The 25,553-nt window shown below is 31.7% G+C and carries 24 protein-coding genes; 20 read left to right on the forward strand and 4 right to left on the reverse strand.

Going from position 1 to position 25,553, the window contains the following annotated elements; translation table 11 throughout:
- The first annotated feature begins 47 nt into the window (after positions 1-47).
- Positions 48-1,058 (forward strand): ThuA domain-containing protein, encoded by a 1,011-nt coding sequence (locus tag GBO31_RS19045; RefSeq protein WP_219010057.1) that lies wholly within the window; start codon positions 48-50, stop codon positions 1,056-1,058.
- Positions 1,059-1,129: 71 nt separating this feature from the next.
- Here the strand turns inward: GBO31_RS19045 and GBO31_RS19050 are convergent, their stop codons facing one another.
- Positions 1,130-1,909: a dienelactone hydrolase family protein gene (locus GBO31_RS19050; protein ID WP_219010058.1), complete on the reverse strand. Its 780-nt coding sequence runs from the start codon at positions 1,907-1,909 to the stop codon at positions 1,130-1,132.
- A 134-nt stretch (positions 1,910-2,043) separates the two neighbouring features.
- Between GBO31_RS19050 and guaA the strand changes: the two genes are divergently transcribed.
- From guaA to GBO31_RS19070, 4 genes are all read left to right on the forward strand, one after another.
- Positions 2,044-3,576 (forward strand): glutamine-hydrolyzing GMP synthase, encoded by a 1,533-nt coding sequence (gene guaA, locus GBO31_RS19055; protein ID WP_219010059.1) that lies wholly within the window; start codon positions 2,044-2,046, stop codon positions 3,574-3,576.
- A 45-nt stretch (positions 3,577-3,621) separates the two neighbouring features.
- On the forward strand, positions 3,622-5,805 hold the full coding sequence (locus GBO31_RS19060) for an amino acid ABC transporter substrate-binding protein (protein WP_219010060.1): 2,184 nt from the start codon (positions 3,622-3,624) through the stop codon (positions 5,803-5,805).
- Positions 5,806-6,163: 358 nt separating this feature from the next.
- A complete protein-coding gene (locus GBO31_RS19065) occupies positions 6,164-6,697 on the forward strand; it encodes a DUF922 domain-containing Zn-dependent protease (RefSeq protein WP_219010061.1) in 534 nt (177 codons plus the stop codon).
- A 21-nt stretch (positions 6,698-6,718) separates the two neighbouring features.
- Positions 6,719-6,943, forward strand: coding sequence for a DUF3820 family protein (locus GBO31_RS19070; RefSeq protein WP_219010062.1), 225 nt, complete (start codon positions 6,719-6,721; stop codon positions 6,941-6,943).
- Positions 6,944-7,118: 175 nt separating this feature from the next.
- On the opposite strand, the gene lysA is transcribed toward GBO31_RS19070, so the two are convergent.
- Complete coding sequence (gene lysA, locus GBO31_RS19075) at positions 7,119-8,351, reverse strand: diaminopimelate decarboxylase (RefSeq protein WP_219010063.1); 1,233 nt, start codon at positions 8,349-8,351, stop codon at positions 7,119-7,121.
- A gap of 178 nt (positions 8,352-8,529) precedes the next feature.
- On the opposite strand from lysA, the gene GBO31_RS19080 reads away from it, so the two are divergent.
- From GBO31_RS19080 to GBO31_RS19130, 11 genes are all read left to right on the forward strand, one after another.
- Complete coding sequence (locus GBO31_RS19080; RefSeq protein WP_219010064.1) at positions 8,530-9,165, forward strand: LON peptidase substrate-binding domain-containing protein; 636 nt, start codon at positions 8,530-8,532, stop codon at positions 9,163-9,165.
- A gap of 156 nt (positions 9,166-9,321) precedes the next feature.
- Positions 9,322-10,515 carry an ADP-forming succinate--CoA ligase subunit beta gene (gene sucC / locus GBO31_RS19085; protein ID WP_219010065.1) on the forward strand — a complete coding sequence of 398 codons (1,194 nt, stop codon included), beginning with the start codon at positions 9,322-9,324 and terminating at the stop codon, positions 10,513-10,515.
- A gap of 79 nt (positions 10,516-10,594) precedes the next feature.
- Entirely contained in the window at positions 10,595-11,101 is a 507-nt protein-coding gene (locus GBO31_RS19090) for a cupin domain-containing protein (RefSeq protein WP_219010066.1), read from the forward strand.
- A gap of 172 nt (positions 11,102-11,273) precedes the next feature.
- Positions 11,274-11,780, forward strand: coding sequence for a ferritin (locus GBO31_RS19095; RefSeq protein WP_219010067.1), 507 nt, complete (start codon positions 11,274-11,276; stop codon positions 11,778-11,780).
- 460 nt (positions 11,781-12,240) lie between these two features.
- Positions 12,241-13,005: a YARHG domain-containing protein gene (locus tag GBO31_RS19100; RefSeq protein WP_219010068.1), complete on the forward strand. Its 765-nt coding sequence runs from the start codon at positions 12,241-12,243 to the stop codon at positions 13,003-13,005.
- Positions 13,002-13,769 carry a hypothetical protein gene (locus GBO31_RS19105; protein WP_219010069.1) on the forward strand — a complete coding sequence of 256 codons (768 nt, stop codon included), beginning with the start codon at positions 13,002-13,004 and terminating at the stop codon, positions 13,767-13,769. Before GBO31_RS19100 ends, GBO31_RS19105 begins: the two co-directional genes overlap by 4 nt.
- Positions 13,770-13,956: 187 nt before the next feature.
- Positions 13,957-16,284, forward strand: a complete 2,328-nt coding sequence (locus GBO31_RS19110; RefSeq protein ID WP_219010070.1) for a DUF2339 domain-containing protein — start codon at positions 13,957-13,959, stop codon at positions 16,282-16,284.
- Positions 16,268-17,500, forward strand: a complete 1,233-nt coding sequence (locus tag GBO31_RS19115) for a DUF3999 family protein (protein ID WP_219010071.1) — start codon at positions 16,268-16,270, stop codon at positions 17,498-17,500. The genes GBO31_RS19110 and GBO31_RS19115 overlap by 17 nt, the downstream gene beginning before the upstream one ends.
- Before the next feature lie 118 nt (positions 17,501-17,618).
- A complete protein-coding gene (locus GBO31_RS19120) occupies positions 17,619-17,966 on the forward strand; it encodes a YciI family protein (protein WP_219010072.1) in 348 nt (115 codons plus the stop codon).
- Between the two features lie 12 nt (positions 17,967-17,978).
- Entirely contained in the window at positions 17,979-18,323 is a 345-nt protein-coding gene (locus GBO31_RS19125; protein ID WP_219010073.1) for a YciI family protein, read from the forward strand.
- A gap of 10 nt (positions 18,324-18,333) precedes the next feature.
- Entirely contained in the window at positions 18,334-19,614 is a 1,281-nt protein-coding gene (locus tag GBO31_RS19130) for an RNA polymerase sigma factor (protein WP_219010074.1), read from the forward strand.
- A gap of 16 nt (positions 19,615-19,630) precedes the next feature.
- Here GBO31_RS19130 and GBO31_RS19135 read toward each other — a convergent pair whose 3' ends face one another.
- Positions 19,631-20,566 (reverse strand): hypothetical protein, encoded by a 936-nt coding sequence (locus GBO31_RS19135; protein WP_219010075.1) that lies wholly within the window; start codon positions 20,564-20,566, stop codon positions 19,631-19,633.
- 586 nt (positions 20,567-21,152) lie between these two features.
- On the opposite strand from GBO31_RS19135, the gene GBO31_RS19140 reads away from it, so the two are divergent.
- The 3 genes from GBO31_RS19140 to GBO31_RS19150 are packed head-to-tail and all read left to right on the forward strand — an operon-like array spanning position 21,153 to position 23,077.
- Positions 21,153-21,992, forward strand: a complete 840-nt coding sequence (locus tag GBO31_RS19140; RefSeq protein WP_219010076.1) for an alpha/beta fold hydrolase — start codon at positions 21,153-21,155, stop codon at positions 21,990-21,992.
- A complete protein-coding gene (locus tag GBO31_RS19145; RefSeq protein ID WP_219010077.1) occupies positions 21,985-22,479 on the forward strand; it encodes an RNA polymerase sigma factor in 495 nt (164 codons plus the stop codon). Before GBO31_RS19140 ends, GBO31_RS19145 begins: the two co-directional genes overlap by 8 nt.
- A complete protein-coding gene (locus GBO31_RS19150) occupies positions 22,469-23,077 on the forward strand; it encodes a hypothetical protein (RefSeq protein WP_219010078.1) in 609 nt (202 codons plus the stop codon). Before GBO31_RS19145 ends, GBO31_RS19150 begins: the two co-directional genes overlap by 11 nt.
- Before the next feature lie 17 nt (positions 23,078-23,094).
- On the opposite strand, the gene GBO31_RS19155 is transcribed toward GBO31_RS19150, so the two are convergent.
- Positions 23,095-24,177: an acyloxyacyl hydrolase gene (locus tag GBO31_RS19155; protein ID WP_219010079.1), complete on the reverse strand. Its 1,083-nt coding sequence runs from the start codon at positions 24,175-24,177 to the stop codon at positions 23,095-23,097.
- A 111-nt stretch (positions 24,178-24,288) separates the two neighbouring features.
- Here GBO31_RS19155 and GBO31_RS19160 point away from each other — a divergent pair, with 111 nt between their 5' ends.
- Entirely contained in the window at positions 24,289-25,041 is a 753-nt protein-coding gene (locus GBO31_RS19160; protein WP_219010080.1) for a DUF5995 family protein, read from the forward strand.
- Positions 25,042-25,553: the final 512 nt, after the last annotated feature.

The following is a 25,553-nucleotide window of genomic DNA, read 5'->3' on the forward strand; positions in this document are numbered from 1 at the left end:
ATAATTTTAATTAGATAATAACGTTATGATAACAAACGCCAATCGTCATGAAATTACATACTCTTTTAACAGCCTTATTGTTGTCATTAAGTATAAACCTTTTTGCTCAAGAAAAGGTATTAGTGTTTACCAAAACTAATGGCTTTACCCATCCTTCAATTGGTGCCGGAATTACAATGATTCGAGATCTAGGAAATGATAATGGTTTGTGGACCACAGATGATACTGATAATGCAAATGCTTTTACGGATGCTAATTTGTCTCAATATGCTGCGGTTATTTGGTGTAATACTAGTGGTAATAATTTATTGAATGCTTCTCAACGAGAAGCTTTTGAAAATTTTATAGCTTCAGGAGGTGGTTTTTTAGGTATTCATGCCGCTACAGATACATATAGAGATGGTAGTTGGCCATTTTATAATGAACTTGTCGGAGGAATTGTTCAATCTGGACCAAATCATACCAGTAATAATTTTAATGCCGATATGACAGTTGTAAATTCTCATCCTTCGGTAGATTTTTTAGGAACTACTTGGAATAAATCTGAGGAATATTATTACTGGAGAAATAATGGGGGACAATTATTTAGTGGTAATATTGATCTTTTAATGGTCGAATCTACTGGGTCCAATGATTATGATGAAGCAAGACCTATTTCTTGGTATAAAGAATATGGTGGGGGAAGATCGTTTTATACTGCTTTAGGACATAATTCCAGTGATTATACAAATGACGATAATTTTATTAAACATGTAGAAGAAGGTATCAAGTATGTAATTGGTAATACATTGAGCGTTGGAGGGCCATCACAGGAAATACCTTTCCAAATCACACCTAATCCTGTCAGTGATATTATGAGGTTTTCTACATCTGATATCATTAAATCTAAATCCTTGATGATTTATGATCTGAATGGAAAACTAGTTTTTAAAAGTGAAATTCCTGCAGAAGTTGCTTACACAGATATCAATATTGAAAATTTGTCTAACGGCTTATACATTGGAAATATAAAATCCGGAAGTCAATCTAGTAACTTTAAATTTGTAAAAAAGAACTAAGTTGTTCGTAGTCTGAAATGGTTCAAAATTCATGATTCTATAGGTTTTTTTAATAAAACGGCCGTCTATTATTATTTGGAGTTCCAAACTTGATTTTGTAACCACGGAATGCTTGTTTTAAGAATGTCCGTATACTCACATGCTTTTAGATGTGTTTTTCCTTCAGCTTCAATAAAGGTAATATCGCAACCAAGCTTTTTAGCTTTGGCTATTCTTTTTCGAGCTTTCTTAATAGGAAAAAATTTATCTTTTGTTCCTTGAATTACGTAGATAGGAACTTCTAATTTTTCATCTACTTTACAATTTGATCCCATTAAAATCATTGCAGAAAACACGTCTTTATAATCTTTGGCATATTTCCAACCAGCAATCGCACCATTACTGTATCCTACTAATACTATTTTGTTTGGATCAATAGGCCAATTTTCTTTAGCTAAATCAACAAAATCCAGAATTCGTTTCTCTAAATGATCTAATGTCCATGTGCGCCAAGCTCCAGAAGGGCTAAATATAAAACCTCCTATATCCTGCAAACCAGGAGTTACCAAACAATTATTGAATTTAATATAGTTTTTACTACCAACTCCTCCATGTAGAATAATAAACAAAGGTACTTTTTTACCTTCTTGAATTTCTGGAATTGTTAAATCATACTTCCATTCAGATTCTTTGTCATTTACTTTTAGGATACTTGTGCGATTTCCTGCTTTTAAAGGAATTGCCTTAAACGATTCAGAATCGATACTACTAATATAGTTTGCATTGCCCCTTGTGTCAAGACCGCTTTTACAGGAGAAGAGTGTAGTTAAAACAAAACAATAAGAAATACGATATAAAATTGAAGATTTCATAGTTTTTCTATAAATATACTAACTATGTTATTGTTTTTTTTAACAATTAACAAGGTGTTTATAAAATAACCTTTCAAGTTAAAAATTATATCCATTAGGATTTCGGAGGTTGTAATTTAATTTTATTTTTGCCTATGCAAAATAACGTACTCATTTTAGATTTTGGATCACAGTATACTCAACTAATAGCAAGAAGAGTAAGAGAATTAAATATTTATTGTGAAATCCATCCATATAACAAATTACCAGATAATTTATCAGATTTTAAAGCAGTAATCCTTTCAGGTTCACCTTTTTCAGTAAGAGGAGAAGATGCACCACATCCTGATTTATCAGAAATAAGAGGTAAAAAGCCATTGTTAGCTGTATGCTATGGAGCACAGTATTTGGCACATTTTAGCGGAGGAGAAGTTGCCCCTTCTAACACTAGAGAATATGGAAGAGCAAATTTATCCTTTATAAAAGATGGAGAAGGTTTTTTTGAAGGGATTTCGTTAGGTTCGCAAGTATGGATGAGTCATAGTGATACCATTAAATCGTTACCAACAGGCGCAGTTTTATTAGCTAGTACAGGAGATGTGGAGAATGCAGCTTATAAAATTGAAAATGAAGAAACATATGCAATCCAATTCCATCCAGAAGTTTATCACTCTACAGATGGCAAACAATTATTAGATAATTTTTTAATTGGCATTGCAAAAATTCAACCGGATTGGACTCCAAATTCTTTTGTTGATACTACAGTAGCTGAACTTAAGGAGAAATTAGGGAAAGATAAAGTAGTATTGGGATTAAGTGGAGGTGTTGATTCCACAGTTGCTGCTGTTTTACTTCATAAAGCCATTGGTAGTAACCTTCATTGTATTTTTGTAAATAATGGTTTGCTTCGTAAAAATGAATTTACTTCTGTATTACAACAATACGAAGGAATGGGGCTTAACGTAAAAGGTGTAGATGCTTCGGCACGCTTTTTGGAAGCCTTAGCCGGAGAAAGTGATCCAGAAGGAAAACGTAAAATAATAGGTAGAGTATTTATAGAAGTATTTGATGATGAAGCAAATCAGATAGAAGATGCAAAATGGCTGGCACAAGGAACTATTTATCCAGATGTAATAGAATCAGTATCTGTAAATGGAGGGCCATCAGCTACTATAAAATCTCATCATAATGTTGGTGGATTACCTGATTTTATGAAGTTAAAAGTTGTGGAACCTCTAAAAATGTTATTTAAAGACGAAGTAAGAAGAGTTGGAGGATCGATGGGTATTGATCCAGAACTGCTTGGAAGACATCCATTCCCTGGTCCAGGATTAGCAATTAGAATATTAGGAGACATTACTTCGGAAAAAGTTAGTATTTTGCAGGAGGTAGATGCCATTTTTATCAACGGATTAAAAGAAAATGGACTTTATAACAAAGTCTGGCAAGCAGGAGCTATCTTATTACCAGTACAGAGTGTTGGGGTAATGGGTGATGAGAGAACTTATGAAAAATGTGTTGCTTTAAGAGCTGTAGAAAGTACAGATGGTATGACAGCCGATTGGGTAAATTTACCATATGAGTTTTTGCAAAAAACCTCTAACGAAATAATAAATAAAGTAAAAGGCGTTAATAGAGTAGTATATGATATTAGCTCAAAGCCACCTGCAACTATAGAGTGGGAGTAGTATATGATTACTCTTTAAAGTTCAGGTTCATTAAAAATATATCGAATGAAAAAAGTATTGTTGTTCTTTTTTATGATTTTTATTGCCAATTTGGGTTTTTCCCAGCAATATAAAAGTCATAAAGTCGTTCAGGGAGAAAATGTATATAGAATTGCTAAAAGATATAATACAACTCCTGAAGCAATTTACAAGATAAACCCCACAGCCAAAGAAGGTATTAAGGAAGGTCAGATTTTAGCAATTCCTGTCACCGATGATCAAGAATATAATATTCATACAGTCGAAGAAGGGGATACTGTTTATAGTCTAGCTAAAAAATACGATACTACGCCTGAAGCAATATATAATCTGAATCCCGATGCTGTAAATGGTATTAACTTAGGGCAGATTCTTCGGGTTTCAGCTTTAAAGAAACAAGAAGAAACCAATACGTCTACTGAGAATGTTAGTGATCCTGTTTTGGATAGCATTAAACCACTAGAAGAGATAAGACAGATAGTTAGGTTTAAAACACACAAAGTGAGACGTAAAGAAACGTTGTATGGAATAGCGCAGAAGTATGACATAACCGTTGATGATATCAAAAAGCATAATAAGAGATTATATTCTGAGCAAATACGAAAAAGAGATAAGATCAGAATTCCTATTTATGCAGAGAAAGTAGTTGAGGAAACAAAAGTACCTAAGGATAGTCTAAGTTCTAGAGTGTCCACTACGACAAAATATACAGTAAAGCCTAAAGATACTAGATATAGTATTGCAAGAAGACATGGGATTACTGTGGGAGAATTGAATCAATTAAATCCAGAAATGGATCCTAATTTTCCTATAGGAATGGAAATTATCGTTCCTACAACCATATTTGTACCGTTGGAAGAAATGATTGATCCAGAATTCGAATTGTATGAAGTGCAACCAAAAGAAACTATCTATAGTATTTTAAAAAGAACAGAAATTTCTTCGGATTCTTTGTTTAAAATGAATCCATATTTAAGAGATGGGTTGAAAGCTGGAATGGTACTTACCTTACCTAAAAAAGGACCAATAGATTCGCTAGCTATTGATTTTCCCGAGAAAAAAATAGTTCCGTTAGAGAATATGTTGTCTAATTTTAAAACAAAAAAGGTAGCAGTGATGTTGCCTTTCGGGTTGGATACGCTGGATCTGGAAGCTCGTCAACAAACTGAAGAGTTTTTAAAAACTAGAAAAGCACGCGGTACCAGAGTAGCTTTAGATTTCTATAAAGGAGTACAAATGGCTGTAGATTCTGCAAAGACTAGAGGGCTTAGTATTGATATGACAGTATATGATACACAAAGGAATAGGAATACTGCTCATATTAAGCGTTTAATTGAACAAAATAATTTTGATGAATTAGATGTAGTTATTGGACCATTGTATCAAACCAATGTTGAAGCGGTAGCAGCTGAACTTAAAAAGTACGAAACACCGGTTTTTTCTCCAATTTCTAATAGAGAATCAAAATTATATAGTAATTTCTTTCAAACAATTCCGACTGATGAGATGCTTCAGGATAAATTGATAAATTATGTGGCTCAAGATTCTACAGATAAGAATATTGTGATTATCGTGCAGCAAGGAAAGAAGAAAGGTGAGGAAATGAAACCAAAGCATAAGGAAATAAAGGAAAAATTATTAGCTAAGTTTCCAGATGCTAAAATATCAAGGATAGAAGAAGGTAATTATGTATATGAAGTGCACCTTAAAAAGGTACTAGCTAAGAATAAACCAAATTGGGTTTTTCTAGAATCTGATGATGTGGCGATGATAAGTAATGTAACAACATTGTTAAATGCAAAAGTAGAAAGTCATCAAATTACATTGTTTACCACAAATAAGGAAAAAGCATTTGATGATGATAGTGTAAAAAACGAATATTTATCAAATCTGCATCTGCATTACCCTTCAATAGATAAAGAGTTTGATAATTATGATGAAGAAACAATGACTCCTTTTGTAGCAAGATATAAAAAAGAATATGGAACTATTCCTAGTAAATATACTGTGAGAGGTTTCGATATTACATATGATATTTTGATGCGATTGGGATCTGCTGATGATTTATATCATTCAGCAACGTTTGAAGGTACGACAGAGTATGTTGAAAATAAATTTAACTATGCAAAAAAACTGCTAGGAGGTTACTATAACAAGGCTTCTTACATTATTAAATTTGATGATGAATTAAAGTTAACGGTGATAGAATAAAAATTATTTCATCAATAATCAAATTTACAGCGGTTTTTAAAATCATTTTTTTTATTTTTAGATGCTAGTTTATAGTGTTGTATATATATTAATAACAATGCTATGACAAACTTTGGTCTAAACTTACGGTTAATAGAAGTCGTGGTACGGAAATTGATATGATTGTTTAGAACAGTTTTATAAATTACAGTTTGTCTAAATTTAGAAAATTGTTTCAATTGGGATGGATATGAATTTTGTATCCGAAAACAAATAAAGATCTGTATAAATATAAATTTTCAATACTTAGCCCCGTATTGATTGTTTAGATATTTATTCGGAAAAATAACAACTTTAGCCGGGCATAATTATTGCAATTATGGGTAAATTTTTTACTATTCTCTTAGTTATATTTTTTGCTAGTCATGGATATGTAGAGCGTTTTTCTTATGCTGAGAAAAGTAAGTTAGAATGGTCAGATTTTAGGGCAGAACCTAAAATGGATAGCAGTTTTGATGCTAGTGTAAATACCGGAATAACTTATCAATGGTCTATAAGTAAGGATTATGGGAATATTGAACTAAAATATGAAGTAGATAGCTTCTGTTATCCCTCGTTATCTTGGGTAAAAAGAGGTCAGTTGACTAAATATTTATTAGCACACGAACAACTACACTTTGATATTTCTGAATTACATGCTAGAATAATGCGAAAGAAACTGAAGGAATATAAGCCTGGTAAGGATGTTCGTAAAGATTTAAATAAAATGTACAAGAGAGTAGAGCGAATGAGAGTTAATATGCAAGAGCTTTACGATATAGAAACAGAACATTCTAGAAATAGATCTAATCAAAAAAAGTGGGAAAAGAAGGTGAAAAACCTAATGTGGTATTATAGAGCCTACGCAAAATAAATTCGAAATTTTGACTTCTTAATGGATTCCCAAACCCAAAGAGACTTTTTAATAAAACTTGCAAATACCAAAATGCCTTTTGGTAAGTATAAGGATAGATATCTTATTGATTTACCAGAGCATTATATTGTTTGGTATCATAATAAAGGATTTCCTAAAGGAACATTAGGGGCTCAAATGCAAACAGTTTATGAGCTTAAATTAAACGGATTAGAATATTTGGTTAGAAATATAAGAAAAATGTAATCCTGTATTCTTATAATTTATTTTTCCTTGCTTTATAAAGTACATTTATTTTTACTAGGGGATTTACATTAATCATAATCAAAATATTTTCAATTTTAGTATAGTATTAAAAATAAAAAAGGAGCATCCAAAATGATGCTCCTTTTCTAATTTATAGGAAAGACATTTTCAAAACTTATGAAGCAGCTTCTGTCACTGTTTCAAAAATATCTACATCTACCTGATTTTTAGTTAAATCTTCAAAAGTCTCACGTTTACGGATCAAGTGTGCTTTGTTATTATGCCAAAGAATCTCAGCAGGTCTAAACCTTGAGTTATAATTACTAGCCATTGAAAAACAGTAAGCACCTGCATTTTTAAAAGCCACCACATCACCTTCAGTAATTTCAGATATTCTACGATTTGTAGCAAAAGTATCTGTTTCACATATATAACCTACAACAGAGTAAAAACGTTCTCTACCTTTAGGATTAGAAACATTAATAATTTCATGATGTGAATTGTAGAACATAGGGCGAATCAGGTGATTAAAACCACTATCAATACCAGCGAAAACTGTAGAAGTAGTTTGCTTTACCACATTTACTTTCGCAAGAAAATATCCAGCTTCACTTACTAAAAACTTACCTGGCTCAAAACCTAGTATCAATTCTTTTCCATATTCTTTACAAAAAGAATTAAAACGCTTAGTGAGTTTCTTACCAAACTCTTCTATGTTTGTTTCGATATCCCCTTCTTTATACGGAACTTTAAAACCACTTCCAAAATCAATAAAATCAAGGTTTTTAAAATTTTTGGCAGTTTCAAACAGAATCTCACTTGCATAAAGGAAAACATCGACATCTAAAATGTCACTTCCAGTATGCATATGGATACCGTTAATATTCATGCCTGTATTTTCAACAATTCTTAATATATGTGGAATCTGGTGTATTGAAATTCCAAACTTGCTATCAATATGACCAACAGAAATTTTGCTGTTTCCTCCAGCCATTACATGCGGATTAATTCGGATACAAACTGGCACATTAGGATGTTTAGTCCCAAATTGTTCTAAAATAGATAGATTATCAATATTAATCTGAACTCCCATTGAAGAAACTTGTTCAATTTCTTCTAGAGAAACTCCATTAGGAGTAAATATAATATTAGATGGAGCTACTCCTGCAGCAATACCAAGTTTAACTTCCTGAATGGATACAGTATCCAATCCAGCTCCTAACGAATTCATTAACTTTAAAATCGCAATGTTTGATAACGCCTTTACAGCATAATTAAGTTTTAAATGTTTTACCTGTTTAAAAGCATTAGTAAGACGCTCATACTGTGAAACAATTTTTTTGGAGTCATATACATATACTGGACTCCCAAACTCTTCTGCGATTGCTAATAAATTTGTGTTTTCCATTTTACTTTAATTAGGCTTACGAAATTACCATTTTTACTAGAGATTATCTCTAAGCGGCGCGTAATTAGTATAAAATTATCTAAACCTAAAAAAAAATGACATTAAATAACGAATTTTCAATTTTTGAACAGATATCATACACAAGCTAGTTGTTTATTTAGTATTTTTAAAAGAAAAAATGTTAGCACTCTTTCCTTTGCAATTAGTAGTATATCCTGGAGAGCGATTACCACTTCATATTTTTGAGCAACGCTATCAACAATTGATAGCCGATTGTGAAGAAGAAGGTATTGCCTTTGGTGTGCCGACGTTTATAGATAAAAAACTGGAATATGGCACAGAAGTTACTTTACAAAAAGTAGAAAAAAGATATCCAAACGGAGCCAGTGATGTGGTTTGCATTGGTACAAGAGTTTTTCGTATTAAAAGTTTTTATCCGCAACTACCAGATAAACTATATGCTGGAGGAGAAGTAGAATATTTAGAGGATAATGAAAATGGAATAGAAGAACTACAGGAAGAATTACTAAAAAACATTGCCATTTTATATATAGAGTTAACCATAGAAAAACCACCTATTTTTGATATTCCTTTTGTAAGTTATCAAGTAGCTCATAAAGTAGGTCTAGCATTACATCAAGAATACCATTTACTTAAACTCAGAAGTGAAATTGAACGACTGAATTATTTAATTGGTCATCTTAAAGTTACAATTCCCGTAGTACGAGAAATGAATAGAGCTAAAGAAGTTATTAAAATGAATGGTCATTTTAGAAATTTCGATCCGTTGGATTTTGATGATTTTAAATTATAAAGAATACTAAATTCATTTTCAAACAATTTTTCTGGTTATTTTTTTCGATAACATAATAGGTATTTCTGTATAACTATTTTTACCATAAAAGATTGGCACAGTAACTTCACTTTTCCTATTTTTGGGACTCCTATAGAAAAGGTAAAAAATAAGACTATGAACTTACACGAATATCAGGGTAAAGAGATATTAAGTAGCTTTGGAGTGCGCATCCAGCGTGGTATTGTTGCACAAAATGCTAAAGAAGCAGTAGCTGCTGCTAAACAATTAACTGCTGAAACAGGTACTGGTTGGCACGTAATCAAAGCTCAGGTACATGCTGGAGGTAGAGGAAAAGGTGGAGGAGTAAAACTTGCTAAAAATCTTCAGGAAGTTGAAGAGATAGCAGGTCAGATCATCGGTATGAATTTGATTACACCGCAAACTTCTGCTGAAGGAAAGAAAGTGCATCAAGTATTAATCGCTGAGGATGTATATTATCCAGGAGATAGTGAGCCTGATGAGTTTTATATGTCGGTATTATTGAATCGTACTACTGGAAGAAATATGATTATGTATTCTACAGAAGGTGGAATGGATATCGAAACAGTAGCAGAAGAAACACCACATTTAATTTTTACTGAAGAAATTGATCCTGCAGTAGGATTAATGCCATTTCAAGCAAGACGCGTAGCTTTTAACTTAGGTTTAAGCGGTGCTGCGTTTAAAGAAATGACAAAATTTGTAATGGCTTTATATACAGCTTATGTAAAATCGGATTCGTCATTATTTGAAATCAATCCTGTTTTAAAAACTAGTGATGATAAAATTATGGCTGTCGATGCGAAAGTAACAATCGATGATAATGCTTTATATCGTCATAAGAACTATGTGGATATGAGAGATATCCGTGAAGAAAATCCTATAGAAGTAGAAGCAAATGAAGTAGGTCTGAACTATGTAGATCTAGATGGTAATGTAGGTTGTATGGTAAATGGAGCTGGACTTGCAATGGCTACTATGGATTTAATCAAGCAAGCTGGTGGAGAACCTGCTAACTTCTTAGATGTAGGAGGTACAGCAGATGCTAAACGTGTAGAAGAAGCTTTTAGAATTATTCTTAAAGATCCTAACGTAAAAGCAATATTGATCAATATTTTTGGAGGAATCGTTCGTTGTGATCGAGTAGCACAAGGAGTTGTAGATGCCTATAAAAATATGGGAGATGCTATCAATGTTCCAATTATTGTACGTTTACAAGGTACAAACGCAGATATCGCAAAAGAATTAATAGATAATAGTGGATTGGATGTACAAAGTGCTGTATTATTCCAGGAAGCAGCTGATAAGGTTCAGGCAGTATTAGCATAAATATCTAATTAATAGTTTTACAATAAAAGAAGCGATCCAAACCACTGGATCGCTTCTTTTTTACTTTAAAAAGAGGAGTATGAATAATGATATTAAAAAAATAGTGACTAAACTGGATATGCAACCACATCCAGAAGGAGGTTTTTATAAAGAAACGTATCGAAGTAAAGGAGAAATACCCAAAGATACTTTGAAAGAGAAATTCTCAGGAGCACGTAATTACTGTACCGGTATTTACTTTTTACTGACTTCGGATAATTTTTCGGCTTTTCATCGTATCAAGCAAGATGAAATGTGGCATTTTTATGGAGGTAGTTCCTTATACGTACATATCATAGATGCTGAAGGAAAATATACTAGAAATACAGTAGGAATGAATCTTGATGAAGGTGAGGTTCCGCAGCTTGTAGTTCCTGCCAACTGCTGGTTTGCTTCAAGTGTTAAGGAAGAAAATGCCTATTCTTTTGTGGGGTGTACAGTTGCTCCGGGTTTCGACTTTGAAGATTTTGAATTAGCAGAGAGAAGTATCTTAATCAATGAATATCCAGATCTTTCCAATGTGATTTCTAAATATACCAGAGTATAGGATGTTTATTTTAAAATCAAAGAAGAAAACGATCCAGAAAAACTCTTGAAAAGGCATTTAAATTATGTAATTTTAATGTTTAAATTAAAAAGGAAGTACTCTTCTAAGGTTTTGTATTCTCAAAAACGATAAGACGGGTTCTTAAATCTATTAAATTTCAGAAATAAAAGTTATGATACCAGAAATAGAGAAATCATTAAATGATCAAGTACGATATGAGGCAACTGCTTCTGCGCAATATCTGTCTATGGCATGTTGGGCTGATGTAAATGGTTATAGTGGTATAGCCGATTTTTTTTACACGCAGTCGGAAGAAGAACGTGTGCATATGACAAAATTGGTAAAATTCATTAACGAAAGAAGTGGAAAAGCTGTAATTCCTGCTATTGAAAAGCCTAGAGATGATTTTAAAACCTTAAGAGAATTGTTTGAAATTTTCCTTGAAAGCGAAGAGTTCGTAACGGCGCAAATCAATAATGTAATTTTTCAGTGCTTAGAACATAAAGATTATAATGTACATAACTTCATGCAATGGTATGTAGCAGAGCAGTTGGAAGAAGAGGCTGTAGCGCGAACATTACTGGATAAATTGAAGATTATTGGAGATGATAAATCAGGACATTATTTGTTTGATCGAGATATTAATTCTTTTCAGATAGGTAATGCACCAGAAGAGTAATACTGCTGATTGTTAATAACTTAATAAACAAAAACTGAGGATTCTTTTTGTAAGAGCCTTTTTTTTATATTTTTGCAATTTATTTAGATTCAATAAAAATTAAAAAATAGTGCAAAGTTCAGGAACTCCATCTCTATACTCACCATGTGCGGCAATGAATTGCGAAGTAAGTTGTGGTGGTAAAAAGAAAAAATGTTGTAAGAAATATAAGAAGAAGGGGAAAACTAATTGTAAAAGATGTCCTAAACTATAAGTTTACCATTAACGACTTCTATAAAATATAAAATTAAAATAGTTTTTTAAGCACGCTTTCAGGCGTGCTTATTTTTTTAGAAATTTGAAAGAGATAAATTTAATTTCTAAATCAAAAAAATGATAGAATTTTCAACAATCTTTTTTTAGATTTGTGATACTCCCAATCCAAAGAACTTCAATCTACACATAATATATAAGTTAGTCAATGATCAAGTATATCGTAGTATTCGGTTTGTTCTTTTCTATTGCCGTAAGTGGACAAGAAAATCAATTTAAACAGTTGTTAGAAATTTTTACAGAATCAAAAAAAACAATTCCTAATGATCTTGCTTTGGAATATTTTGATTTCAAACCTACGGAAAGAGCAAGTAACTTATTGACCGGAAAAGTAGTAGTCAGAACCCGTTCGTATATTATTGTGTCTACTATTTTGAAATGTAATATAGGTACTAATTGCGAACAATCTTCTTTGACCTCATTCACCAAAGCTGGAGAACGTATTGCAACTATTTCTTATGAAAGAGCTATTTCAGATTGCTCTTTTAATGATTCTAGAACTTCTGTTTTTGTTTCTGATGATCTATTGGTTTTTAAGGAAAGAAGAGAGAAATTAGATTGTATCGGAGATGGTAGTCAGATCGGATTAAAAGAATGGCTAGAATTTCAACCTATAAAAAAGAATGGAGATTTTTCAAAATCATATTCTGATCGTAAAGCTGTAGAACGCGAAAACTACATATTTTCTCATCGTGTTTTTACAAAAGAAGAGCTTGATTTTAAAACAGAGGAAGAATTGGCGATTATTAAAAATGAGATTTTTGCCTCTCATGGGTACATGTTCACTAAGAAAAAGTGGCAAGATTATTTTGAATCTAAATCATGGTATATACCTACAGATGGAAATGCATCTGATAAGTTGACAGATATAGAGAAAAAGAATATCGCACTAATTTTAAGTATCAAAGAATGAAAACGATAAGTGCAATAATATTCTTATTACTGTCTATAATCACTTTTGGTCAAACTAAAACGATTCATGTGTTTGTAGCCTTATGTGATAATGTAAATCAAGGAATTGTACCAGTTCCAGAAAGAATTGGTAATGGACAAGATCCTAAAAACAATTTATATTGGGGAGCGGGATATGGTGTTAAGACTTTTTTTAAAGTAAAAGCAAAAGATTGGAAGCTTGTAAAAAGTATTCCATCAAAAAACACAAATATTTTAGAACGATTATTGTTTAAGCATACTACCAAAGATGTATACCTATTAGCAGATGCATATGATGGTGCAAAAATAAAAACCAGTATTGAAGATTTTCTAAAATCCTCTAATGGTCAGTTTCCAATATCAATTCCTATTCAAGAAAATGATACTACCTTACATTTTGGAGGGGATTCTGATTTATTGGCATATGTTGGGCATGATGGTTTAATGGATTTTGATGTAACAATAGAGTACCGTGAATCGGTGAACAAAGTAAAAGATGTTATTATCTTGGCTTGTTATAGCAAAAGTTTTTTTTCTCCTGAAATTCAAAAAGCCAAAGCAAATCCAATTTTATGGACTACTCATTTAATGGCTCCTGAAGCTTACACCTTAAAAGCTGCAATTGATGGATGGATCCGGAATGAATCAGGACGCCAAATAGATGAACGAGCTGCTCAATCCTATAACAAGTATCAGAAATGCGGAATTAAAGGAGCTAGAAATCTATTTACTACAGGTTTTTAAATAATTTCTTACGCTATAAACCACTTTTAAAATTCCCTTTTTTCAGGGAATAACAGTATCGTATTTTAATATATTTTTGATTAGAAAGGAGTGAAAGACAGTTCCTGTTTTTAAGATTCCTCTTTTTTTTACCTATATTTCTATAGTGAATACCATGATCTGATATTCATTTTATATCTAAACAACTATGGCTGATAATCAAAAGTACATTAATGAACTTCTTCAAAAATTAGCAATTCTTTCTAGAAAACAAGAGACCTTTCGAAGGGAAATATTAAATCTGAAACAAGAAATTCTTGATCTTAAAAATGCAAATGATAAAGCTACACAAGAACAGAAAGTTATACCAGAAAGAGCAGATATAAGTAGTCCGACTCTGTCAGAAACAAAACCTCAAAATATTCCTGTAGCTAAAGAAATAGAAAAACCAACCAAGGCTACCACTACGACCTTGGATAATGAATCAAAGAAAATAACAAAACCTAAAGGAAAATCTAATTGGGAAAAATTTATTGGTGAAAATCTAATTAATAAAATTGGAGTTATAATTCTGATTATTGGTGTTGCTATTGGAGCTAAATACTCAATTGAGAATGATCTGATTAGTCCGCTAACGAGAATAATACTGGGATACTGTACTGGTATTGCTTTGATAGCGGTAGGAATGAAGTTAAAGAAAAAGTATGAGAATTTTAGCGCTGTTTTGGTAAGTGGTGCCATGACCATATTGTATTTTATTACTTTTTTAGCATACAGTTTATATGATCTTATTCCACAGCTATTTGCATTTGCATTAATGGTGTTGTTTACCGTTTTTACAGTATTCGCTGCGATCCAGTATAATCGACAGGTAATTGCACATATAGGATTGGTAGGAGCTTATGCGGTTCCTTTTTTACTTAGCGATGGCTCAGGAAGAGTAGCAGTTCTTTTTAGTTATGTAGCTATTATTAACTCTGGGATTTTGATGCTTTCAATTAAAAAGTATTGGAAATCACTTTATTATTCTTCCTTCTTGCTTACATGGCTCATTTACTTTAGCTGGTATATGATTGATTATGATGTAGATGTTCATTTTGGATTGTCAAGCCTCTTTTTATTCCTATTTTTCGTAATATTCTATTTTATATTCCTTTTGTATAAATTGAATAAAAAAGAAAAGTTTAGCACCAGTGATGTATTACTTCAATTGGCGAATGCCTTTATTTTTTACGGCATAGGTTTTTCTATATTAAGCGATCATAGTGTAGGTAAGGAGTTTTTAGGATTGTTTACGTTAGGAAATGCTATCATTCACTTTATAGTAAGCGTTGTTATTTATAGATTGAAATTAGCTGATCGCAATCTATTTTACTTTGTGTCTGGCCTAGTATTAGTTTTTATCAGTATCGCTTTCCCAGTACAATTAGATGGAAATTGGGTGACCTTACTTTGGGCAGCAGAAGCAGCATTGCTTTTCTGGATTGGTAGAACCAAAAAAGTGCCTATTTATGAAAAATTAGCATATCCTGTAATTGCATTAACCTTTTTTAGTTTGCTACAGGATTGGTGGATGTATTATGCAGAATATTCCTATGATTATGAAAATTTAGAGGCTTTAGCAACAATGCCAATTTTGAATATTTCAGTATTTACTTCGGTATTATGTGCAGCTTCTTTTGGGTTTATACTCTTTTTACATCGAAGTGACAAACATCCTTTTCCATGGCTGAAGTATAACACCTGGTATCAATTAATCTCCTTATGGATTTCTGCAATGCTTTTGTTTGTATTATATATGACATTTTTCCTTGAGATTGTAGATTATTATGAGTCTTTAGAGTATAGGAAACCTGATTTTATGGGCGTTTGGTTAGTTAACTATACACTTGCTTTCCTTTCTATATTGTCGTTTTTAAATATTACAAAGTTTAAAAACATGGTTTTTGGATATATCAATATAGCACTTAATTTATTCGCGCTATTAATGTTCCTTACTACAGGATTATATTTACTAAGCGAATTAAGATATACGTATCTAGATCCATCTTTACTGGAATCTGGTGAAGCCAGTTGGTTTTATATTGGTATTCGTTACATTTCGCTGGCCTTCTGTGCTGCTTTATTGTGGATTTCCTATAAATATGTACGACAAAGTTTTTTGAAAACATCTTTTACCATGCTGATTGATATTGTTTTGCAGATTGCTATTATTTGGATTCTGAGTAGTGAATTGATTCATTGGCTAGATATGGCAGGATATACTTCTTCAGATAAACTAGGATTAAGTATACTTTGGGGTATATATTCATTACTTTTAATCGTAATAGGGTTCTGGAAGAAAATAAAGCATATGCGTGTAATGGCGTTTATATTGTTTGGAATTACATTGATTAAACTGTTTTTATACGATATCGCCCATCTAAATACTATTTCTAAAACTATTGTTTTTGTGTCTTTAGGGCTGTTGCTATTGATTATTTCTTTCTTATATAATAAATACAAACATATTATTACGGATGAGATTAAAGATTAACTTAATTCTATGGTTCTTATGTTCATGCGGTGCACAGATTTTCGCCCAAATGAATGCTTATAGTTATAAAAGAGAAGTACAGGGAATATCAGATACTTGGCATGCCATCCAAATTCCTGATAAAATGTACTCCAATGTGTCTTCAGGCCTTTCCGATATTCGTATTTATGGAATTACTTCTTCAAACGATACCATTGAAGCTCCATACATTTTAAAGAATAACGAATCTAAAATACAGGATAAGCAAATAGACTTTGAAGTAATTAATAAATCCACATCAACTAACGGATCTTTTGTTACATATAAGGTTCCAATAGATCAGATGATTAACGAAATAGAATTGTTTTTTAATCAAAATAATTTTGACACTAAAGCGTCTTTAGAAGGAAGTGAAGATTTAAAAACCTGGTATACTATTGTAGATGATTATAGAGTACTATCCATAAAAAATAAATTGACCTCTTATGATTTTACGACTATAAAGTTTCCAAACTCCAAATATCAATACTACCGAGTATTTATTAAAGGAAATAGAAACTTGGATGTTAAAGGAGCTCAGATAAATCTAAAGGAAGTAGCAATTGGCGATTACAAAACATATAACAATGTTGCTTTACAAAAAAGTGATCAAAAGGTAGATAAGACAACTACAATAGATGTGACTTTGGACACAGCAGTGCCAATCAGTACGATCAAATTAAAAGCAACTAATACATTTGATTATTATCGACCTTTTCAGATTTCATATTTGGCGGATAGTACGAAACAAGAAAATGGTTGGAAATATCGTTACCAAAGATTGACTTCAGGAATCATTACGTCTATAGAAGAAAATGAATTTGATTTTAGGAATGTTATTGCTAAAAAAATACGGATAACCATTGATAATTATGATAATGAGTCGCTTACTATTCCAACTGTAGAGGTAAAAGGTGCTAGTTCCGAATTAATAGCCAGGTTTACTACTCCTGCAACATATTATCTTACATATGGTAATAAAACCATGAACAGACCATCATATGATTTGAAATATATAACAGATAAAATTCCTGATAATATAAAAAGATTGCAATTAGGAGAAGAAAAGGATATTCCAAAAATGCCAGAAGAAAAAGTAGAACCTCTTTTTAAGAATAAAGTTTGGCTTTGGGCAATTATGTTGATAATGATTGTTTTATTAGGAGGCTTTACGTTGATRATGATGAAAAAGAAGTAAGGTTTTATGCGGTGTTTGGAAGGAATTCTAAAAAAAAATATATTTTTTTTGAAAAAGATGTCCAAATACTTCCATTCATTTCGTCATAGCACCATATAAACCATAAATAAATAAAATTATGAAACAATTTGTATTCCTTTTTAAAGGTGGAGACGACGTTTGGGATTCCAAAACTGAAGAAGAACAAAATGCCCATATGGGAGAATGGATGGAGTGGATCGGGAAAATTTCAGAACAAGATAAATATGCTGGAGGTGAACGTTTATATCCAACAGTGAATATCATTCATCCTGGTGGGAACAAAGTAACGGATCGATTTCTTGTAGAAGCCAAAGAAATAGTTGGAGGTTACATTGTGGTGAAGGCAGCATCTATGGAAGAAGCAACTGAAATGGCAAAAGGATGTCCAGGATTGAAATGGGAATCTTCGGTAGAAGTAAGAGAAGTTTGGCCAGACGAAGCTTAAAAGAGATATCATATGAAGGAGTTTTTAATGCTTATAAGAGGAGGCCAGGACAAATATCAATCTGTTTCTGCAAATGATATGCAAAAACATATGGAGCATTGGCAAGAATGGATGGCCGGACTAGCTAATGAAGATAAATTAGTAGGAGGACAACCTTTAGCTAATGAAGGAAATACGTTGACAGGAAATGGAAAGACGGTTACAGATCGTCCATTTGCAGAAGGAAAAGAATTAGTAGGTGGATATCTACTAATCAAAGCATCATCTTTAAAAGAAGCTACCGAAATTGCAAAAGGTTGCCCGAGTTTTGAGTATGATTGTAGTGTAGAAGTTCGCGAAATAGCTCCAGTAGGATAATAATTGCTTTTTGGAATCAAACGATAACATACACTCCACTTTAAACCATCTTTTCAGACAAGAATCTGGAAAGATGGTTGCTGTTTTAGTAAAGATCTTTGGTATAGAGAATATTGAAATTGCAGAGGATGTAGTACAAGATGCTTTAGTGAGCGCTTTAGAGACCTGGAAATTTAGAGGAATACCAGATAATCCTAAGGCTTGGCTGTACAGAACGGCTCGTAACAAAGCGATTGATATTATAAGAAGGAAAAAGCATAGCAAAACAATTGATTTTTCAGATCCTGAAAGAAAATTATTGACCTCTGAATATACCCTAAGTAGTACAATGGATAATTTTTGGAAAGAGGAATATATACAAGACGATTTCTTAGCGATGATGTACGCTTGCTGCCATCCTGATATTTCTCCTGAAAATCAGATAACCTTTATACTAAAATCTCTTTGTGGATTTAGCACAAAAGAAGTTGCAAAATCATTTCTTACTTCTGAGGATACTATTTCTAAAAGAATATATCGTACAAAGGAATATTTTAGAAAACATCAGATACGTCCTGAGATTCCTTATCCGGAAGAGATTACATCCAAAACTTCAGTGGTATTGAATACTATTTATTTAATATTTAATGAAGGGTATAATTCTACTCATAATGATCAGCTAATAAGAAAAGATATCATCTCTCAGGCATTATGGTTATGTAAATCATTACTTGATGTCGAACTTACACAACTACCAGAAGTTTATGCACTTATGGCTTTAATGCTTTTTCATACGGCAAGATTGGATAGTAGAATTAATGATCAGGGAGAATTAATATTACTTTCGGATCAAGATAGAACAAGTTGGAACAAAGAGTTAATTGCTCAAGGAAGTCGATATTTAAATCAATCCGCTTTTGGTGAATCTCTATCTACCTATCATTTAGAAGCAGCAATTGCTTATAAACATTGCGTAGCAGATAGTTACGATAATACGGATTGGAAGGAAATATTAAAATATTATGATCTCTTGTTAAAGATTAAAAAAGATCCTATTGTTTCCTTAAATAGATGTTTAGTGATTTTAGAATTATATGGAGCTGAAAAAGCCTTAGGGACAATACAATCTATTGGTGAAGATCATAAACTATTAGAAAAATACTATCTGTATTATTCCATTCTTGGCGAAATTTACGAACGTTTAATGAAGCCAACTATAGCAATTGAATACTATGAAAAAGCTATAAAATTAACCCAATCAGATCCAGAAAAACGGTTATTAAAACATAAAATGAGTAAAATTCTCAATTAAGATTTATATTGACTAATTACTGACAATCTTTCATAGATTCATAGTAACTACGATACTCTTCGTAGCTAACTTTAGCTCTTCCATTTTCGAGAACAATCGTATTTTGATCCGAAAAATCAGAGTAGGAGATCACTTTTTTAGGAAATCCTTCGATTACGATTTCAAAATAACTGCCGTTAGTAATTTTACTGGTGTCTATTTCTAGATTAAATTTTCCATCATAATCCGAAAATGCATAAGCACAAGAAGTGTCTGATATTTGTAATTTTATCACAGCAATTGGAACCACAGATCCATCAGGTTTTTTAACGTCTCCTTTAATTGTTTTTAATCCGCCAGCTACCGGGAGAGTATTTGGAATCTGGGTTGGAATTTTAGGATCTTGTACAGTTTTGGTATTACCAGCTAGATCCTCAATAGTCCAATTATCTAATTTTTTTCCCTTTTTATAAGCACCTTTTACAATCACTCCTGAAGCGTCTTGTCTCCAATAATCTCCGTGCTTTTTTCCATTTTTATAATTAATCTTTTCATTTGAGCCTCCTTTAGATACATTCCATAATCCAACTTTTAGCCCCTTTTCATAATAACCTTCTTCGGTAAAAGTGAAACCATTATCAGAATTATAGTAGTAACCATTCCTTTCATTATCTTCATAATTCTCTATCGTTGATAGATCCAGAGTTCCTTTTTTTCTAAATACCAAAAAGTGAACCCACTCTCCATGTTTTTTACCTTTTAGATATTCAATTTTATGTATTGCAATAAGCTTTTTATCTTTAAACTCCCGAACATAATATTTACCATTAAGCTCATTCTCTTCTTCAGGATTTAAAAAATCTTCATATTCTTTTTTTGTAAGTTCTATGTATCCTCCTTCTACAGGAGATTGCGCTTTGCCGTTTAAACAAAATAAAAAAGCGAGTAGTACAAAGGTTAGAGTCTTTTTCATGATTAGTGCGTTCAATTACTTGTTATTCCCGTGATAACTTTAAAGTTAATTTTTTTTACTGTTATTTCAAATGAATCATAACAATAAACAATACTTGTTTTTATTTTAAATCAAAAACGATACCAATTTGTTACCTCTAGAATAAAAAAAAGCCTATCTCATGAGATAGGCTTTTACAAACAATTATGTAATTCTTCCAATTCAATAATTTTCCCTTATTTCTATAGTAAATAAGACATGCTATCTTCTTATTGCATAGCCACAAGAGGAAGGCAATTCTTTGATAAAACTCATCATGATTTTAAAACTAAATCTAAAGTGCGTGTGTAAAAATCTCATAGTCCTTTCTTTTATTATAAAACGCTCGAAAATCTAGACACCCTACCTTTTATTTAATTAAATATGTATTTAGATCAAATGATGAGTTTATAAAAATTGTAAAATTTTTGTCTATTGAATTTGATATGAGATACTTGTATAGTAGGGCTTGACGGTTATTTTGATAAGTAATAAAATAATTTTTTCTAGATAGGGTGTAACAATTGAAAAAGAATTGCATCAAAGAGAAAATTAAATTCAAAATATCATGAGAAATTTTAAAATCACTTTAGCTCTATGTATGTTCATTAGTATCACATTTGCTAAGACTCCGGCAATTACGGCAAAGGTTTCTGGTTCAGGTACACCTGTTTTGTATTTACCTGGTTTTACAAATCCTGGATCTGTTTGGGATCAAACAGTATCAAATTTAAAAGGAGAAAATGAACACCATCTTATATCCTATGCGGGATTTGACGGAAATGCTCCAATTGAAATGCCCTGGTACGATACTATTAAAAAAGAGTTAGTTGCTTATATTCAAGAAAAAAAACTAACTAACGTAACTATTATCGGACATAGTATGGGAGGTAATTTAGCTATAGACATTGCAGCAGCTATTCCTGGTAACATAAAAAGTTTAGTAATTGTGGATTCTATACCTTGTATGAGAGAATTAATGATGCCTGGTGTTTCAGAAAATCAAATCCAATATGATAGTCCTTATAATAATCAAATGTTAACAATGAATGACGATCAGTTTAAGCAAACCGCTACTATGATGGCTCAAAATATGACCAATAAAAAAGATAAAGTAGCTGTTTTATTAGATTGGATATTAAAAGCAGATAGGAAAACATACGTATATGGGTATACTGATCTTTTAAAATTAGATCTACGAACAGTGTTGGATAAGGTAACTGCAAAAACATTGATCATTGGAGCAGCTTTCCCTACAATTGAAGTTGCAGAATCTAATTATAAAAAACAATATGCCACTTTATCTAACAAAAAGATAGAAATGATAGCAGATAGCAAGCACTTTATTATGTTTGATCAGCCAGAAGTATTCTATCAAAAGGTTAATGCTTTTTTAGGTAATGAATAGAAAACAGCAACTTTTCGAAGAGATATATAAAGATTCTTATCCTATGATTCTCCAGATGTGTTTGGGATATATGAAAGGGGATATAGACTTGGCTAAGGATCTTTCTCAAGAAGTATGTATAAATATTTGGAATTCCTTAGAAAGTTTTAGAGGAACGTCATCTTACAAAACTTGGATATATAGAATCACAGTAAATACTTGTTTACAACACATTAGAAAAGAAAAAAAGGCAAAGAAAATAGCAATAGATACTGTGTTATATGCTGTTACAGAAGAATCTAATGAAGTAGATGTTGAAAAAAGTCAAAGCTTATATAAAGCAATAGGAAAGCTCGAAGAATTAGACCGATTACTAATTATGATGATATTAGATGGTCAGAGTTATGACAATATATCTGAAATAATGGGAATACAATCCACTAACGTCAGAGTAAAGATCCATAGAATAAAAAAAAGATTAAAAAAAATATTAGACAATGAAGAATGAATTTGAAGCATTGCAGCATCAATGGCAAAAAGACAAAAGTAAAATGGAAAGTGATCCAAAAGAAAATGACATGGAACAAGTTTTATCAACTTTTCAAAAGAATAAGACTTGGAGTACAAATTTTCAATATGGGAATATTATCATATTGTCAATTGTTTTAGTAGGTATTTCGGCATTTTTCTATTTCGTAGCTCCAGTAGAAGAGTTATTGAGTAGAATTGGTGTTGGGTTGATGATTGGAGGGTTATTTGTGAGAATCATTATAGAATGTATAAGTGTATCTAAAACTAAGAAAATTAATATGTTAGATCAAGCATTACAAACTACAGAGGATACGATAGCATTTTATAAATTTCGAAGAAAAATACATGGTCCAATAACGATACTAATTATTGCACTTTATACTATTGGGTTTTATATGATTAGTCCAGAGTTTAGTTTGTATTTTGAAACTTGGCAAATGATTTTAATTGATGGTTCTTATGTTATCGGAGCTATTATTCTGATCCTTGTAATCCGAAAAAATGTCAAAAAAGAAATCAAGATATTATCAGATATTGTAGATTTAAAGAAGAAAATGCTCGAAGAAATTGTTTAAAGAAATGAAAATTAGAATTAGTTGATGATATAAATTAATCGACCATCCATATGATCAGCAACTTTTCCATAAGCAATTAATGATGCTCCTAGTGTCCAGCGTTTTGATTTCCCAATGCTGTACCAAAAGGAGTATCGCTGGTATAACCAATTACCTTGTATGTTTTTAGGTCGTGTTAGGTAAAAGCCAAAAGACTGTAAAAAATAGAAACTTCCAATTGAAAACTGATGTCCCGCTGTGATTGCTGAGGAAAACGCAGAATCATCAATTCCCCTTTGTTTAGCAATTTCGCGATCAGAAAAATCATACCAAAGTTCAACTCCTGCATTGAGTCCATTAATACCTGATAAAGGCTTTAGAACTCCTCCCATCAATCCAATCAAAAGATGATTAGAAGCTTCCGCTTCTCTATCTGATGAGCGAAGACTAGCAAATGAACCAAAATAATAATCTAACGACGTTTCATAAGATCGCAAAGATTGAGGTTTTCTTTTTAGAGGAACATTATTAATAACTCTATCAATACCAATAGAAAAAGTAGGGAAATTCATTCCTTTATTCGGTTGCTTTTGTCCTCCATTAGAAATATGGTTGTAATTAGCAGATAAGTTAATGGCATATTTATTATTAATATGGTAATTAAGATTAAGTGATAAGGAGAGAAAGAAGCTTAGAGGAGTGCTAAAAAGTACATTCTCTGGGTTGGTTTCCTCATCAAAAATTGTATCCAGATAAGTTGCACCAACAGAACCTCTTAAAGAAAATCGTAAAGGTCCTTTGTAAGTGAAATAAGGTTCTACGAAATAAATAAGATTATAAGAGCTACCCAATATATCAGGATTATTATAATTGAAGTAAGCAAAAGAAAATCCTGATCTTCCATAACAGAAACATGTTTTCCATGCTTTGTCACTAGTTTTTAACCAACTATATTCTAATTGTATTCCATATGGGTTCGTTTGTGAGATGGGTTTTAACTCGGGAGAATGTGCAATAATAAAACCATAATGCGACTTCAAACCGTAAAAAGTAGGGTTAGTTTGTGCTTTTATAACATTATAAATAAGCACTATGATTATAGTGGTAATAATCCTTTTCATTGCAAATCAACTAGTTATTAAATTTACTGAAAATTGTATTGTATTGCGATTGAATTATTAAATTTATTGAAATGTTATTATGTTTGAGAGAAGCAATAAAACAACAATACCTTGAAACCAATCACAACCATCGAAGATGTTATTACAAGTTTAGATGATATCATCGCGACATCAAAAGAAGAAAATAATCCTTTAGGATATTTTGCTGCCTTATATAGACGAGTTACCATACGAGTAAAAGAAGGAATTGAAGAAGATCTTTTTGAAGATGGTGAAAGAATGGAAACCTTAGATGTGGTTTTTGCTAAAAGATATATTGATGCCTATACTGTTTACCAAAAATCCAAGCCCGTAACAGATTCTTGGAAAATTGCATTTGATGTTTCTGAAAAATATTGGCCTATAGTTATTCAGCACTTATTGGTCGGAATAAATGCGCATATAAATTTAGATTTAGGAATTGCTGCTGCCAAAATTTCTCAAGGAAAAAACATTGATGATCTTAAAGGAGATTTTGATAAAATCAATGAAATATTAGCCTCTTTGGTTACCGAAGTAGAAAATGATTTAGCAGAGATTTGGCCAACATTCAGAAAAATGCTTAAACGACTCGGTAACGTAGATAACTTTTTGATAAACTTTAGTATGGAATTGGCTAGAGATGGTGCATGGCAATTTGCTAAAGACTTAGCCAATTCATCGAATGATACTTTTGATACTATGATTTCGGATAGAGATCAAAAAGTAACAGATAAAGCRTTTATTATTACAAACCCTGGCTGGAAGATAAGGATTGTTTTGGGAATTATGAGAATCGCAGAACGAGGATCCGTATCAGATAAAATTCATAAGTTGATATCTTAGACTTACTAAAATTTTCGTAAAATTCTGTATGATTTATCTCTCATGCTATATGAATAAATAGTTTTTTATTTCTTTTTACAAGTATAAAAATGTTATTCAGACTGAAAATTCCACTAAATCATCTTAAAATCCTCTTAATTCTTGATTTTTCTACGAAAATATAATCAATTATTTAACGAAAACGTTTGCGTTTATTCATTTACTGTTATCCCTTATAAAGTCTAATGTAAAAGCAGTTTAGAACATTTGTTATTCATAAAAAAGTGTTGCTAAAATTGAATATTCAATATTGTTTAATTCTGTTTATTAACATATTCGTAATTGTGTTCTTAATTTGGTGGTATTCTTTTTAACTAAATTCAATACTATGAGAACACAAATCAACTTTTTAAATCTTTTGTTACTGGTTTTATTTGCTTTTGGGTGTGAGACCGAAGAAGGTTTATTAGAAGAGAATATCGATAACTCGGAAATAACCGAAGAGACTATCGAGGCTAAAGCGGGACCTTGGG

This window comes from Aquimarina litoralis (genome assembly GCF_019295435.1).
Lineage (GTDB): Bacteria > Bacteroidota > Bacteroidia > Flavobacteriales > Flavobacteriaceae > Aquimarina > Aquimarina litoralis_A.

Coding starts and splice junctions, on each gene's coding strand:
- GBO31_RS19045 (WP_219010057.1), top strand. CDS start 48: ATGAAATTACATACTCTTTTAACAGCCTTATTGTTGTCATTAAGTATA.
- GBO31_RS19050 (WP_219010058.1), bottom strand. CDS start 1,909: ATGAAATCTTCAATTTTATATCGTATTTCTTATTGTTTTGTTTTAACT.
- guaA (WP_219010059.1), top strand. CDS start 2,044: ATGCAAAATAACGTACTCATTTTAGATTTTGGATCACAGTATACTCAA.
- GBO31_RS19060 (WP_219010060.1), top strand. CDS start 3,622: ATGAAAAAAGTATTGTTGTTCTTTTTTATGATTTTTATTGCCAATTTG.
- GBO31_RS19065 (WP_219010061.1), top strand. CDS start 6,164: ATGGGTAAATTTTTTACTATTCTCTTAGTTATATTTTTTGCTAGTCAT.
- GBO31_RS19070 (WP_219010062.1), top strand. CDS start 6,719: ATGGATTCCCAAACCCAAAGAGACTTTTTAATAAAACTTGCAAATACC.
- lysA (WP_219010063.1), bottom strand. CDS start 8,351: ATGGAAAACACAAATTTATTAGCAATCGCAGAAGAGTTTGGGAGTCCA.
- GBO31_RS19080 (WP_219010064.1), top strand. CDS start 8,530: ATGTTAGCACTCTTTCCTTTGCAATTAGTAGTATATCCTGGAGAGCGA.
- sucC (WP_219010065.1), top strand. CDS start 9,322: ATGAACTTACACGAATATCAGGGTAAAGAGATATTAAGTAGCTTTGGA.
- GBO31_RS19090 (WP_219010066.1), top strand. CDS start 10,595: ATGAATAATGATATTAAAAAAATAGTGACTAAACTGGATATGCAACCA.
- GBO31_RS19095 (WP_219010067.1), top strand. CDS start 11,274: ATGATACCAGAAATAGAGAAATCATTAAATGATCAAGTACGATATGAG.
- GBO31_RS19100 (WP_219010068.1), top strand. CDS start 12,241: ATGATCAAGTATATCGTAGTATTCGGTTTGTTCTTTTCTATTGCCGTA.
- GBO31_RS19105 (WP_219010069.1), top strand. CDS start 13,002: ATGAAAACGATAAGTGCAATAATATTCTTATTACTGTCTATAATCACT.
- GBO31_RS19110 (WP_219010070.1), top strand. CDS start 13,957: ATGGCTGATAATCAAAAGTACATTAATGAACTTCTTCAAAAATTAGCA.
- GBO31_RS19120 (WP_219010072.1), top strand. CDS start 17,619: ATGAAACAATTTGTATTCCTTTTTAAAGGTGGAGACGACGTTTGGGAT.
- GBO31_RS19125 (WP_219010073.1), top strand. CDS start 17,979: ATGAAGGAGTTTTTAATGCTTATAAGAGGAGGCCAGGACAAATATCAA.
- GBO31_RS19135 (WP_219010075.1), bottom strand. CDS start 20,566: ATGAAAAAGACTCTAACCTTTGTACTACTCGCTTTTTTATTTTGTTTA.
- GBO31_RS19140 (WP_219010076.1), top strand. CDS start 21,153: ATGAGAAATTTTAAAATCACTTTAGCTCTATGTATGTTCATTAGTATC.
- GBO31_RS19145 (WP_219010077.1), top strand. CDS start 21,985: ATGAATAGAAAACAGCAACTTTTCGAAGAGATATATAAAGATTCTTAT.
- GBO31_RS19150 (WP_219010078.1), top strand. CDS start 22,469: ATGAAGAATGAATTTGAAGCATTGCAGCATCAATGGCAAAAAGACAAA.
- GBO31_RS19155 (WP_219010079.1), bottom strand. CDS start 24,177: ATGAAAAGGATTATTACCACTATAATCATAGTGCTTATTTATAATGTT.